Annotated in this window: 9 protein-coding genes; 4 read left to right on the top strand and 5 right to left on the bottom strand. The window is 69.0% G+C overall.

Translation table 11 applies throughout. The features are described 5' to 3' along the window. Nucleotides 1-2 precede the first annotated feature (2 nt). A complete protein-coding gene (locus AB5S17_RS16405) occupies nucleotides 3-1,703 on the bottom strand; it encodes an ArnT family glycosyltransferase (protein WP_369241274.1) in 1,701 nt (566 codons plus the stop codon). 85 nt (nucleotides 1,704-1,788) lie between these two features. After that, complete coding sequence (locus AB5S17_RS16400) at nucleotides 1,789-2,967, bottom strand: anhydro-N-acetylmuramic acid kinase (RefSeq protein WP_369241273.1); 1,179 nt, start codon at nucleotides 2,965-2,967, stop codon at nucleotides 1,789-1,791. 100 nt (nucleotides 2,968-3,067) lie between these two features. Here AB5S17_RS16400 and tyrS point away from each other — a divergent pair, with 100 nt between their 5' ends. Beyond that, on the top strand, nucleotides 3,068-4,321 hold the full coding sequence (tyrS, locus tag AB5S17_RS16395) for a tyrosine--tRNA ligase (protein WP_369241272.1): 1,254 nt from the start codon (nucleotides 3,068-3,070) through the stop codon (nucleotides 4,319-4,321). A gap of 70 nt (nucleotides 4,322-4,391) precedes the next feature. Here tyrS and AB5S17_RS16390 read toward each other — a convergent pair whose 3' ends face one another. Then, entirely contained in the window at nucleotides 4,392-7,634 is a 3,243-nt protein-coding gene (locus AB5S17_RS16390; RefSeq protein ID WP_369241270.1) for a hypothetical protein, read from the bottom strand. Between the two features lie 263 nt (nucleotides 7,635-7,897). Here AB5S17_RS16390 and AB5S17_RS16385 point away from each other — a divergent pair, with 263 nt between their 5' ends. From AB5S17_RS16385 to AB5S17_RS16375, 3 genes are all read left to right on the top strand, one after another. Next, on the top strand, nucleotides 7,898-8,374 hold the full coding sequence (locus AB5S17_RS16385; protein ID WP_369241268.1) for a peroxiredoxin: 477 nt from the start codon (nucleotides 7,898-7,900) through the stop codon (nucleotides 8,372-8,374). Beyond that, the gene (locus AB5S17_RS16380) at nucleotides 8,371-9,204 is read left to right on the top strand and encodes a ferritin-like domain-containing protein (RefSeq protein ID WP_369241266.1); all 834 of its coding nucleotides are present in this window, start codon (nucleotides 8,371-8,373) and stop codon (nucleotides 9,202-9,204) included. The genes AB5S17_RS16385 and AB5S17_RS16380 overlap by 4 nt, the downstream gene beginning before the upstream one ends. A 115-nt stretch (nucleotides 9,205-9,319) precedes the next feature. Beyond that, the gene (locus AB5S17_RS16375; protein WP_369241264.1) at nucleotides 9,320-10,666 is read left to right on the top strand and encodes a M23 family metallopeptidase; all 1,347 of its coding nucleotides are present in this window, start codon (nucleotides 9,320-9,322) and stop codon (nucleotides 10,664-10,666) included. A 247-nt stretch (nucleotides 10,667-10,913) separates the two neighbouring features. Here AB5S17_RS16375 and prfB read toward each other — a convergent pair. Then, a protein-coding gene (prfB, locus tag AB5S17_RS16370) for a peptide chain release factor 2 (RefSeq protein ID WP_369241262.1) occupies nucleotides 10,914-12,042 on the bottom strand; the annotation gives its coding sequence in 2 pieces (ribosomal slippage) (nucleotides 10,914-11,972 and nucleotides 11,974-12,042; 1,128 coding nt in all). A 202-nt stretch (nucleotides 12,043-12,244) separates the two neighbouring features. Further along, the coding region (locus AB5S17_RS16365; protein WP_369241260.1) for a penicillin-binding protein 1A at nucleotides 12,245-13,574 on the bottom strand (1,330 nt) is incomplete at its 5' end.

The following is a 13,574-nucleotide window of genomic DNA, read 5'->3' as shown; positions in this document are numbered from 1 at the left end:
CCTCAGCGCCGGGCCTTGAGGACGGCGAGATGCACATGCTTGCCGTCCGCGAGGTTCCATCCGTCGACCGTGGCGAGACGGTCGGCGGCAAGGCCTGACGGCTTCAATGCCGCATCGAGCCGATCGAGGTCGCCGGTCGGCACCACGCCCAGCGCGCAGGCGGGGTCGCCTTCGAGATGTGAAGCGACGCCCGCGACATCGGTCAGGATCGTGTCGGTCCCCACCAGGAAGACCAGGCTCGGCTCGTGATAGGAGGCCGCGGCAAGGCGGGTCGTCGCGCAGGGCTTGTCGCGCGCGACGATCTCCGCGATCGTCCGGCTCGGCCAAAGCGGGCCGAGCGACGGGGCGAGGCCGCCGAAGAACAGGCCATAGGTCGCGGCGGCGGCAATGGCCGCGCCGGCCAGACGCCCGGTCCCGGCAACGAGACCGCTCGACAACCCGAGGGACCCCGCGACGAGGACCGCCGCCGCGAGCGGCAGCGCGACCAGGTCGAACCCGCCGGTCAGATAGGGGGAAGCGGCGAGCGCCACGACGACGAGGCCGAGGGTGACGAGACCGAAGCCGAATGCGGCGAGCCGCCAGACCCAGCGCTGCCAATTCCGCAGCGCCGAAAAGTTCAGCCGATCCGATGTCGCGCCCCATCCGAGAAGCAGCGCCAGCGCCGGATAGGCGGGCAGCACGTAGTGCGGCAGCTTGGTCGCGATCAGCTCGAAGGCGAGCCAGAGCGGGATGTACCAGGCGAGGCAGAAGCGCAGCGCCGGCGATTCCCGCCACTGCGAGATCGCGGCGAGGCCCGCGCCAACCGCCATCGCGCCGAACGGCCAGAAGAACAGGCTGAAGGTCAGGACGTAGTATCCCGGCGGGGCCCCGTGCGATTCCTGCCCGCTCGCGACCTTGCCCATCAGGTCCTTGCCGACCGCCTCGTGGAAGAAGGCGAAGCCGGTCCGGTGCACGATCAGGACCAGCCAGGGCAGGACGACCGCGACGAGGATTGCGATCCCGATCAGCGGACGGAGCCGCTTCGTCCAGCGCCAGTCGCGCTCCATCACCGACAAGGCGACGACCGTCAGGGCGCTCGCCATCAGCGGGATCGGCCCCTTGATCATCGCGCCGACGCCCTGCGCCAGCCAGAAGACGACCGCATGGCTCAACCGCGCCGGAGCGCCGGTCCGTGCGCCGGCGTGGATCCGCGCCAGCGCGCCTTGCGCAAGGACCGTCATCGCCAGGAGCATGGCGTCGGTCTTGCCGACGCGGCCCTCGAAGGCGGCGCCGAAGATCGTCGCGAGCACCAGCGCCGCGGCGAAGCCGGCCTCCGCGCCGAAGAGGGCCGTGCCGGTCCAGTAAAGGCCGAAGACCGCGATCAGCAGCGCGGCGACGGAGACCAGTCGATAGGCCCAGATCGGCGCGCGGGCGCCCTCACCCGTCGCGGCGACGGCGAGCGACTGCAGCCAGTAGATGCCAGCAGGCTTCTTGTATCGGTGCTCGTCCTGAAAGCGGATGTCGACATAGTCGCCGCTCTCGACCATCTGCTTGGTCGCCTGGAGATAGCGCGGCTCGTCGCGGTCGAGCGGCGGCAGGCTGGCGAGGCCCGGCAGGGTCGCCATCAGCACGACGAGGGCGAGGACGACGAGATGGACGCTTCTGCGCCGGAAAAGGCGATCCGCCAGCTGGCGCCGTCCGGTTGATACGATCTGACCGACCATCTGCCCTGATCCACACTGGCGCGATGAAGACGCCGCGTCCTGCGGCCGAATCGGCACGTGATGGCGCCGGACGATGGCGCGGCTTCTACAGAAGACCGGCCGTCGGCGCACCCCCGTGGCGGGTCTTCGGCGATGCCAGGACGCCTCCGGGCGCGGGCTCGCGGCAGCCGGTGGTGGTCGGCCAGGTCAGCGGCCGGCCGGCGAGCGAGCGCACCGCAAGATAGGCCCAGGCTTCGGCCTCCATCGCGTCGCCGTCGAACCCGGCTGTCTCGGCCGAGACGACTGCGACGCCTTCGCCGGCTTCCGCACGAAGGTCCGCCATGATCGCCGGATGCCTGCGCCCACCGCCGCAGACGATCCACAGCTTCGGCGGCTCAGGAAAATGCTTCGCCGCCATCAGGATCGACCGCGCGGTCACGAGGCACAGCGTTCGCGCGACGTCTTCGAGGCTCCCCGCGGCGCTGTCCGGGACGGGGAAGTCGAAGCGGTCGAGCGATTTCGGAACCGGCCGGTCGAAGAACGGCACCGACAGGTAGCGCTCGGCAAGGCTCGGCAGGACGCCGCCCTCGCTGGCGATCGCACCGTTCTGGTCGAAGGGGATGCCGGCCTCTCGCTCCAGCCACTGGTCGAGCAGCGCGTTGCCCGGGCCGGAATCGAAGGCGATCGGGTCGTTCGTCCCGTCGAGGTAAGTGACATTGGAGATCCCGCCGATGTTGACGAAGACGATCGGCAGGGCCGCGATGTCTCCGGAAACGTTGGCGGCGAGCGCCTGATGGTAGGCCGGCACCAGCGGCGCCCCTTGCCCGCCGAGTTCCATGTCGCGAGCCCGCATGTCGAAGACGACGGGGACGCCGATCTCCTCCGCCAGGAGCTGCCCGTCGCCGATCTGCACCGTCAGCGCCTGCTCCGGCCGGTGCAGCACCGTCTGCCCGTGGAAGCCGACGACGTCGACCGACGAAAGGTCGATGCCGCAATCCTCGGAGAATTGGCGCACGGCCTCGGCATGGCGGAGCGTCAGCTCGCGCTCCAGCGCGGCGAGGTCGCCCGGGCGCTCCTCGCGCCGGGCGATCCGCTTCGCCGTCTGCAGCCCCTCGCCGAGGCGCTGCCGGAACCCGGATTCGTAGGCATAGACGCGTGCGGGGCCGCGGCGAACGAAGGCTGCCCCATCCGTCTCGACCAGCGCCACGTCGATGCCGTCGAGCGAGGTTCCGCTCATCAGCCCGATCGCGCGCCGAACGGCTCCATTCTGCTGTGAAAGGCTCAAATTCGGCTCCGCATCTGGAAATCGCCCGCAGGGCTGTTAAACCGCGAGGCCTCTACGGCCGGAGCGCTCGCGATCCGGCAGGACCACAGGACCATCGACCATGAGCGGCTTCAAGTCCGATTTCCTCAACGTTCTCTCCGAACGCGGCTTCATCCATCAGTGCTCCGACGCCGAAGGCCTCGACCAGCTGGCGGCGAAGGGCGAGGTCGTCGCCTATGTCGGATACGACTGCACCGCCCCCTCGCTTCACATCGGCAACTTCCTGACGATGATGATGCTCTACTGGCTGCAGCAGACCGGCAACAAGCCGATCACGCTGATGGGCGGCGGCACGACCATGGTGGGCGATCCCTCCGGCAAGGACGAGACGCGGCCGATGCGCACGCTCGCCGAGATCGAGGCGAACAAGGCGTCGATCAAGTCGGTCTTCGCCAAGGTGCTCCGGTTCGGCGAGGGCCGCACCGACGCGATGATGACCGACAATGCCGAATGGCTCCTGAAGCTCGGCTACATCGAGATGCTGCGCGAGGTCGGCCGGCACTTCTCGGTCAACCGCATGCTGACGATGGACTCGGTGCGCCTGCGGCTCGAGCGCGAGCAGGAGATGAGCTTCATCGAGTTCAACTACATGGTCTGCCAGTCCTACGACTATGTCGAACTCGCCCGTCGCACCGGCTGCAATCTGCAGATGGGCGGCTCGGATCAGTGGGGCAACATCGTCAACGGCATCGACCTCGGCCGGCGCATGGGCACGCACCAGCTCTACGCGCTGACGACGCCGCTTCTGACCACCGCGTCGGGCGCCAAGATGGGCAAGACGGCGCAGGGCGCCGTCTGGCTCAACGCCGAGCAGTTCAGCCCCTGGGACTTCTGGCAATACTGGCGCAACACCGAAGACGCCGACGTCGGGCGGTTCCTGAAGCTGTTCACGACGCTGCCGATGGACGAGATCGCCAAGCTCGCGGCGCTCGGCGGCGCCGAAATCAACGAGGCGAAGAAGGTGCTGGCGACCGAGGCGACGGCGCTCCTGCACGGGCGCGCGGCGGCCGAGGAAGCCGCCGAGACGGCCCGCAAGACCTTCGAGGAAGGCGCGCTCGCCGAGACGCTGCCGACGGTCGACGTTCCGGCCGCCGAGTTCGACGCCGGGATCGGCCTGTTGTCGCTGATCGTCGCGGCCGATCTCGCCGCCTCGAACGGCGAGGCGCGGCGGCACGTGAAGGGTGGCGCGGTGCGCATCAACGACGAGCCGGTCGCCGACGAGCGCCTTGCGGTCGGCCGTGCCGATCTGAAGGACGGGGTCGTGAAGCTGTCGCTCGGCCGCAAGAAGCACGTGTTGATCCGGCCGGCCGGCTGACGGCTCCCTCTGGCCGCGGCGAATTGGCTGCAGCGCTGCCGCGGGCCGTCTCGGCGCGGCAGCGGGCGCGTCAATATTCGAAGATGCGGCGGAAGATGCCGGGCGCGATCAGCGACACCGGATTGACCGTGAGCGTCGGGTCGACGATGGCGCCGCTGAGGCGATAGGTGATGCCGATCAGGCCGCCCTCGCCGCCATTGCCGAGGATGCCGCCGACGAAGGGCAGCGCGCCGAAGAGCCGGTTGTAGCGATAGGCCGGCATGAAGGAGCCGGACATGTCGATCCGGCCCGCCGCGTCGTAGAGCAGGCCCTCGAAGCTCGACCCGAAGACCGGGCCGCGCAGGATGCCGGCATCGACGGTCAGCCGGCCGTCTCTCCAGGCGAGCATTCCCTTGGCCGTGTCGAAATAGGCGTTCTGGACCTTGATCTTCTCGCCGACCGCCGAGGCGAGACTATTGCCGTTGGGGCGGGTGGTGCCCACAAGGCTCTTCAGCCGGGGCTCGTCGACGAGGCTGAAATGGTTCAGCACCACGGGCCCGGCGAGATCACCCGCCGCACTGCCCTGCAGGCGGACTTGCAGGTGGCCGCCCGACATGCGGGGGTACAGGCCGGCGAAGCGCAGGAGCAATCCGGCGTCGTCGGCAGACAACGCGATCGAGCGCCGGCCCGCCTGCGGCACCATCGAGAACCTCACCGCCTTGCCCTCGGGCGTCTTCGCCTCGACGAAGGCTTCGGGCGAGGCGCCCTTTCCGCCGCTATAGCGGATGGAAGCGTCGTTCAGCGCCTCGTTGCCGAAACCGAGCATCCGGTCCGCCTCGACCGTGACGCTGAGCGCGTCGGACGACTTGCCGCTCCCCGCGGCCGCGTTGTCGCCGCCGAGACTACCGAGCCCGGTCCGCAGGCGCGCGAGCAGCGGTCGGGCGTCGACGTTCTGGCCGGACACCGTGATCGCCATGCCCCCACCGGCGACGCGGTCGATGCGGGCCGAGAGCGAATCACCGCGATTGAAGGCGAGCTTGTCGAGGCTGAGGCGCTTCAGACCGGCCGCGTCGATCTCGCCGCTCCCTTCGGCCGCAAAGCCCTCGCCGACCAGCTTGGCGTTGCGGATCGCTTTGATGCCGCCGCCGGAGAGGTCGAAATTCAGGCTGGCGGGCACGCCCGGCCCCTTCTTCCAGCCGATCGCCGGCAGTTTCAGCTCGGAGGGCGTCAGATCCGCCGCGACATGCAGGCCGGTGGCAGTCTTCGTCGCCTTCACCGTGACCGGCCCGACGACGACGTCGGCAAGGCCGGACGACAGCGCCTTGAGGTCGGAGTCGTGCAGGGTGGCGGTCAGCGTCAGCGACGGGCCGCCTTTGCCTTCGGGCGCCAGCGGCTGCGAGAAGGACATCTCCGCCGCGATGCCGTCGACCGTCCCGTGCAGATCGCCCATCGCATGGCCAGGGGCGGCCATGACCATGCCGGTCAGGTCGCGAAGCCGCCGGCCGGAGACCGGCTTCTTCAGGTCGACATCCTTGAGGTCGGCGACGACCGACCAGTTCTTCAGCCGCGGCTGCGAATCCGCACCGGCTTGAGACGGAGCGGCGAGATGAAAGGAAGCGCCGACGCCCACCCTCGCCTGACCGCTGATGTCGTCCGCCGTCCAGCCGATGTCCTTCAGCGCCTCGACCGGCTTGCGAGCCGCGAGGCCGACGATCGCCGAAGCGTCGCCGGACAGGTTGAGGCCGAGCGCGACCTCGGTGCCAGGCGTGTCGCCGTGCGTGAAGTCGATCGTCGACGGCAGAACGACGACGCCCGCAACGCCGCCGGGTGAGCCCTTGTCGATCGAGACCGACGTGTCGCCGCCGCGAGTCGCGATCCGGCCGGACACGTCTTCGATCCGCGGCATCTCCCCTTCGGTCGCAAAGCCGACGCCGCTCATCGTCGCCGACACCTGGACTTCGCTCGCCGTCGGCTGCACGTCCGGCACGCAGATCGCTTCCAGCCGGGCTTTGGTGATGTCCATGTCGATGCTGGCGGCATCTATCGCGCCACTGTCGCCGGCGTGCTCCAGCATCCAGTCGCGCGCGTCGTCGCTGATGAAGAACGGCCAGAACGCCTTGACGTCCGGCGTAGCGACGTTGCTGGCCTGAAGATGCAGGCGGATCCGGCTGCCGGGATCAAGACCGGCGGCGGTCGCCGACCCGGTGATATGGCCGCCTGCCGCGGCAATGGACAGCGCATCGATCGCGAAGGGGCCGCTGAGGGACGACGCGGCACCCGACAGGCTGAAGGATCCGGCACGAGCCGGGGCGCCGGCGGCGACGCCGACCCGCGAACGCATGGACCGGCTGTGGAGCGAGAACGGATAACGGCCGTCGGCGTCGGGGACGAGCGCTACGCTCCCCGCCATCTCGGCCTGTACCGGACCGAAATCCGCCTCCGCCGCGTCGATGGCGATGGCGTTCCCCGATTCGCGAAGGCTTGCGCGGAGCGACGCCGCCCGGAGCACCGTCCTGTCGAGCGTTCCGATCGTCCCCGCGCCCGCCTCGGCGCGAGCCACCAGCTCGCGTCCGCTGGTGCCGCCCTGAAGCTCTAAGGCGAGCCGCAACGGCACGTCGAAGCCGTCGTCGGGGGCATCGATGCTGCCGGACGGCGCGACCTCCGCATCGGCCCGCAGCCGCGCAAGCTTCGCGCCGCCGGGGCCGAGGGCGGCCGTTCCGGCGGCGTCGATCTCGTGGCCGAACGCCGCTGCCTCGATCGCAAACGTCAGGCCCGCGTCCTTGCCGTGGGAGAGGCGAACGTCGCGCACCGCGATCGGCCGCGCGTCGCCGCCGAGGCGAATGTCGGCGATGGAGATGTCCTTGAGCGGCAGGCGCGCCAGCTGCGCCGCGGTCTGATCCAGCGCCGCGAAGATCTCGGCAGGGTCCAGCGCCGCCCCGCTCTGCCAATGGGCGAGGAGAGCCTCGTCGACGTGGACGCCCCGGACCGACAGGCTCCGCAAGGACAGGCGCCCGAGGACGAGATCGACGAGGCTGACGCCGGTCTCGACCCTGTCCACCTTCACCAGCCTGCGGTGCGTTACCGGATCGGAGACCGTCAGGTCGGAAAAGTCGATGCCGGGATAACCGCGCGCGTCGATCCCGAAGCGCTGCGATCCGAGTTCGACGACATAGCCGGGACCGAGGGCCGCTTCGACCAGCGATTCGGTCTGGTCGCCCGCCATGTCGCGGCCGGTCTGGGTGGACAGGAAGGCGGCGGCGATGACGAAGAGCAGGATCAGGCCACCGCAGGCAATCCCCGCGAGGCCCGCGACGATCCGAAGCAAGCGCCTCATGACGATGCCAGCGAAGCGCGGCACCGGATCGGGCCCGTTTGCCGGGAACCGCTCGCGATCCGCTTCGACGCTATCGCGGCGCCGAGGCGTCGGCTAAGAGGAGGCGGACGTTTGATCGAAGCAGGCATGCGATCGGGTTCTGCTCCGGTCAGATCGGGCCGAAGATGGCGGGCTGGCGCCGGAGCGCGCGACTGGCGAGCCTGCGAGCGACGGCTCCCGAGAAGCTTCTTCCTTCCGTTTGTTTATGCCGAAAGGATGACACGATGACGATTTCCCCCGGAACCCCCTGCCCAGACTTCAGCCTGCCGGACGAGAGCGGCAAGACGGCGACGCTGGCAGACTTCAACGGCAAGCCTTTCGTCCTCTACTTCTATCCGAAGGACGATACGTCGGGATGCACGCGCGAAGCTGTCGATTTCTCCGGCTTGCGGAGCGAATTCGACGCGATCGGCGTCCCGGTGCTCGGCGTCTCGCCCGATTCCGTCGCCAAGCACCGCAAGTTCTGCGACAAGCACGACCTGACCGTGCGACTGCTCGCGGACGAGGAGAAGACGCTGATCGGTGCCTTCGGCGTGTGGGTCGAGAAGTCGATGTACGGCAGGAAGTACATGGGCGTCGACCGCACGACCGCCTTGGTCGCGGCCGATGGGACCGTCGCCCGGGTCTGGGAGAAGGTGAAGGTGCCCGGCCACGCCGAAGAGGTGTTGAAGGCCGCGCGAGAAGTCGCCGGAGCCGCATGACCGGTCTTTCGGAGGCGCACCGGCCGTCGACGCTGCGCGAGGCGGCGCTTTCGGCCCTTGCGGCGAGCGATCTCGACGCGAAGGTGGATCTCACCAACCTCGCCTGCCGGCTGTGGTTCGCCCGCAAGCTCGGGCTATATGCCGCAGGCGACCCGCCCCATCCCGGCCGTCCCGGCCGGCCGGCGGAGCCCCTCCTGGTCTCGCCGCGCCTCGTCAAGCGGCGCTCGGTCCACACGGCCGAGGGGCGGATCGCGCTGATCCACTCGCTCGCCCACATCGAACTCAACGCCATCGACCTCGCGCTCGACATCGTGGCGCGCTTTGCGCCGGAGCGCGTGCCGCGATCCTTCTTCGACGGCTGGATGACCGTCGCGCTGGAAGAGGCCAAGCACTTCCGCCTCCTGTCGCGGCGGCTGGACGCGCTCGGCTCCCGTTACGGCGCCCTGCCCGCCCATGACGGGCTCTGGCAGGCTGTGGAGGAAACCGCGCACGATCTCGGCGCGCGCCTCGCCGTGGTGCCGCTGATCCTCGAGGCGCGCGGTCTCGACGTCACGCCGCCGCTGGTGGAAAAGCTGGAATCGGTCGGCGACCCCGAGACCGCGGACATCCTGAGGATCATCTATCGCGACGAGAAGAAGCATGTCGCGGTCGGGGCGAAATGGTTCCGGTTTCTGTGCGCGCGCGAGGGTCGCAATCCCGCCGAGCGATTCCGCGAACTCGTCCGGATGAGCTTTCGCGGCGAGGTGAAGGCGCCGTTCAACGACCGCGCCCGCGCCGAAGCCGGCCTCACGCCGACCTTCTACCGGGCGCTCTCCCCGCGATCCAGTTGACCGCCGCGCCGGATCCGCGGGCGCCGGGCGGTTGCAAAGGAAACGTTAACCCTAACGATCTCTAATCCGGCCTCGATCCTGGGCCGAAGGGCCCGTCCGCACAGCGATTCGGACCATGCCGGCGATCAAGCACTCCCGCACCTTCGGCGCCAAGCGCCCTCCCCACACGGTGATCATCGCACGCGGCGAGAGGGTGCGCCATTTCACCGTCAGCGGCAGCCGCATGGCTCTCGGCGGAGCGCTGGCGCTGCTGCTGACGGCGGCGGTCGGAGGCGGGACCTGGGCACTCCTGGCGGACCAGGGGGTGACGGCCGGCGCGCAGCCGCAGTCGCGGCTCGAACGGGACTACGAGCGGCGGATCGCCGCGCTCCGCGCCCAGCTCGACATAGCCACCAGCCGGCAGATCCTGGCGCAGAAAATGGTGGAGACCAAGGTCGACGTCCTGCTCGACCAGCAGGAGGAGCTCGGCGCCCGCTACGACAAGCTGCAGCCGCTCTTGGAACGGGCCAAAGCGACGGGCCTCCTGAGCGATCCCGTGCCGATCCCGACGCCGAACCCCGCCGAAGCCGATGCCGACCGATCGGCGTCAGGCCCGGATGGTGGAACGGCCGCGATCCCTTCTGCGGACTCGGTCGGCGACGATGATATGGAGACGCCGGCAGCCTCGTTGCCGCTGCGGCTCGGGGCGGAGCCGTCCGGTCTTCGCACCCGCCAGGGCTCCGCGTCTTCCGCGGCGCAGCGTCTCTCAGGCCTCAACCCGCTCACGCCGTCGGGCGAAACGCTGCGCCGGATCGAGACTGCGAACAGGACGGCCGAGCGCACCCAGGTCGACCGGCTGCAGGATCTGGCGGCTGCCGCGCGGATGCGGGCGGTGAAGATCGCCAGCGCCCTGCGTTCAGGCGGCATCGCGATCCCGGCGGCGCAGACCGATTCCGCGAGGGGCGGCCCCTTCGAGCCGGTCCCGCCGCTTTCGCCCTTCGACCGGTCCTACGCGGAACTGGACCAGGCCCTGACCGACCTGCAGCATGTCAACGCGGTCGCCGACGAGATGCCGCTCGACCGACCGATGCCGCCGAACACCGAGTCCAGCCCCTTCGGCGTGCGCCCGGACCCGTTCCTCGGACGTCCGGCCATGCACACCGGCATCGACTACGCCGAACCGGAGGGAACCGTCGTTCACGCCACGGCCCCCGGCACCGTCACCCGCGCCGGCCCCGCCAGCGGCTACGGCAACCTCGTCGAGATCGACCATGGCGACGGCATCTCGACCCGCTACGGCCATCTCTCCCGGATCGACGTCGTCGCTGGGCAGAAGATCGCGAAGGGCGAGCGGATCGGCGCCGTCGGCTCGACCGGCCGCAGCACCGGCCCGCACCTGCACTATGAGGTGCGCCGCGACGGCGCGCCGATCGACCCGCAGGACTTCTACCGGATCGGCAGCCGCATCGCCTCGCTCGACTGACCGGAGGCCCGGCGCCTCCACCGCCGGTCGGCCTCCCCGCCGCATTTCGGAAGCCGGGTGACCTATCGCGGCCATGAAAAAGGCCGCGCGAGCCGATGGACCCGCGCGGCCGAATTCGTCTTCTCGTCGCCCTCTAGAGCGTTTCCGGCGAGCATGGGTTCACCGGAAACGCTCTATCGTCTTGTCTTTTCGCATTGTCCGGGCGTGAAAGCCGATCCGGCTTTCACTGGAAATGCTCTAGCGTCCGTCAGTCGATGTCTTCGACCGCCGCGTCGCCGCCATGGACGCGGTGCGCCAGTGCCGCCTCCATGAACTCCTCCAGCCCGCCGTCGAGCACCTCCTGCGGCGAGGTGCTTTCGACACCCGTCCTGAGGTCCTTCACCAGCTGATAGGGCTGCAGGACATAGGAGCGGATCTGGTGGCCCCAGCCGATGTCGCTCTTCGACGCCGCCTCGGCGCTGGCTGCGGCCTCGCGCTTCTCGAGCTCGGCCTCGTAGAGCCGCGCCTTCAGCATGTTCCAGGCGGTCGCCCGGTTCTTGTGCTGCGAGCGCTCCTGCTGGCAGGCGACGACGATGCCGGTCGGAATGTGCGTAATGCGCACTGCCGAATCGGTCGTGTTGACGTGCTGGCCGCCGGCGCCCGAGGCACGATAGGTGTCGATCCGGCAGTCCGACTCGTTCACCTGGATGTCGATCGTGTCGTCCACCACCGGATAGACCCAGACCGAGGCGAAGGAGGTGTGGCGCCGCGCCTGGCTGTCATAGGGCGAGATCCGCACGAGGCGATGCACGCCCGACTCGGTCTTCGCCCAGCCATAGGCGTTGTGGCCCTTGATCAAGAGCGTCGCCGACTTGATGCCCGCCTCTTCGCCGGCGTGCTCCTCCAGCACCTCCACCTTGAACCGCGCGCGCTCGGCCCAGCGCATGTACATGCGCTCCAGCATCGACGCCCAGTCCTGGCTCTCGGTGCCGCCGGCGCCGGAATGGACCTCCAGATAGGTGTCGTTCGAATCGGCCTCGCCGGAGAGCAGCGTCTCGATCTGCCGCTTGTCGACGTCCGCCTTGACCCCGCGGATCGCCTTTTCGGCCTCCGCGATGATCTCCTGATCGCCCTCCTCCTCGCCCATGGCGATGAGGTCGATGGAATCGGCCAGCGTCTGTTCGAGCCCACGGATCGCGGTGATGGATTCCTCCAGCTCCTGACGCTCGCGCATCAGGCTCTGGCCTTCCATCGGGTCGTTCCAGATCGACGGGTCTTCAGCCTTCTGGTTCAGCTGGTCGAGGCGTTTGAGGGACCGATCCCAGTCAAAGATGCCTCCTCAGCAGGCTTATGGCCTGCTTGCTTTCGTCGACCAACGTCTCGATCTCGGCGCGCATGCCGCCAATCTCCTGGGGTTGTCGGCCGCGCGCAATCGCAAGGCAGCCGGTGTCTGAAATGTCGCGGACGGCGGATCTGCCGCCCCTTGGTCGGCCGACGCTTCGAATGAAGGCCGCCGTGCCAAAAACGAGGGGCGGGTCTAGCCCCGCCCCGCCGATGCCGTCAAGGACGACGGACGCTCATCACGGTCGCCCAGCCGGCTCAGAACAGGCCGCCGGCACCGCCCTGGGTGATCGCCTGCTCGGCCTGCTGCGACACGATGCCGGTCCCCGGCGCGCTGGCAATGTCGCCGCCGATCACGGAATAGGTGTCGGCCGGTCCGGTTCCGGGCTTGAACGCCTCGACGATGACGTCGGGGCCGGAGCCGGTGGCGCGCATGCCGGTCTTGCGGTTGACGGCGATGAGTTGCATGCCGTCCGGCACCTTGAAGTCGACCGCCGGCTTGCCCCTCAGCGCTTCCTTCATGAAGTCGACGAAGACCGGCGCGGCGGTGTTGCCGCCGACGACGCCGCGACCAAGCGGGGCAGGATTGTCGTAGCCGATGTAGACGCCGCAGACGAGGTTGGGCGTGAAGCCGATGAACCAGACGTCCTTCTCGTCGTTCGTCGTGCCGGTCTTGCCGGCGATCGGCACGCCGAGCTGCTTGACGACCGTTGCCGTGCCGCGCTGGACGACGCCCTCCATCATCGAGGTGATCTGGTAGTCGGTCATCGGATCGAGCACCTGATCGCGCTCGTCGATCAGCTTCGGCTCCGCCTGCCCGTCATATTCCGGCGCATCGCAGCCGACGCATTTGCGCTGGTCGTGCTTGTAGATCGTCTTGCCGTAGCGGTCCTGCACGCGGTCGATCAGCGTCGGCTCCAGCGACTGGCCGTGATTGGCGAGGATCGCATAGGCCGAGACGAGGCGCAGCGGAGTCGTTTCGCCGGCGCCCAGCGCCATCGGCAGATAGGGCTTCAGATGGTCGTAGATGCCGAAGCGCTCGGCGTACTGCACGACGAGGTCCATGCCCATGTCGTGGGCGAGGCGGACCGTCATCTGGTTGCGGCTCTGCTCGATGCCGCGCCGGAGCGTCGACGGGCCGGCGCTGCCCTCGTTGCCGTAATTCGTCGGCGACCAGGTCCCGCCATTGCCGTCCGGCAGGGAGATCGGGGCGTCGAGAATCACCGAGGCGGGCGTATAGCCCGTGTCGAGCGCCGCCGAATAGACGAACGGCTTGAAGGACGAGCCGGGCTGGCGATAGGCCTGCGTCGCCCGGTTGAACTCCGACTGGTCGAAGGAGAAGCCGCCGACCATGGCGCGCACGCGTCCGGTGGACGGCTCCATGGCGACGAGTGCGCCCTGCACCTTGGGCGGCTGACGCAGCATGTAATGGTCGCCGTCGCCCTTCTGCTCGACATAGACGACGTCGCCGCGCGACAGGACGTCCGAGGCTGAGCGGACCCGGCCCTTGTGCTCCTTGGTGTTCAGGTTGAACGCCCATTTCATGTCGTCCCCGTCGATCGTGCCGACCTTGCGCTCGGCGCCGAGC

Origin of the sequence: Jiella sp. M17.18, from assembly GCF_041027365.1 — a bacterium.
In the GTDB taxonomy this organism is placed as follows: Bacteria; Pseudomonadota; Alphaproteobacteria; order Rhizobiales; family Rhizobiaceae; genus VKMB-3413.
The sequence above is the reverse complement of the archived record's forward strand: the minus strand, read 5'-3'. Positions and strand labels throughout refer to the sequence as shown.

Bases quoted from the DNA above. Each gene is read 5' to 3' on its own strand.
- AB5S17_RS16385 (WP_369241268.1), top strand. From the start codon at position 7,898: ATGACGATTTCCCCCGGAACCCCCTGCCCAGACTTCAGCCTGCCGGAC.
- AB5S17_RS16390 (WP_369241270.1), bottom strand. From the start codon at position 7,634: ATGAGGCGCTTGCTTCGGATCGTCGCGGGCCTCGCGGGGATTGCCTGC.
- AB5S17_RS16405 (WP_369241274.1), bottom strand. From the start codon at position 1,703: ATGGTCGGTCAGATCGTATCAACCGGACGGCGCCAGCTGGCGGATCGC.
- AB5S17_RS16380 (WP_369241266.1), top strand. From the start codon at position 8,371: ATGACCGGTCTTTCGGAGGCGCACCGGCCGTCGACGCTGCGCGAGGCG.
- tyrS (WP_369241272.1), top strand. From the start codon at position 3,068: ATGAGCGGCTTCAAGTCCGATTTCCTCAACGTTCTCTCCGAACGCGGC.
- AB5S17_RS16375 (WP_369241264.1), top strand. From the start codon at position 9,320: ATGCCGGCGATCAAGCACTCCCGCACCTTCGGCGCCAAGCGCCCTCCC.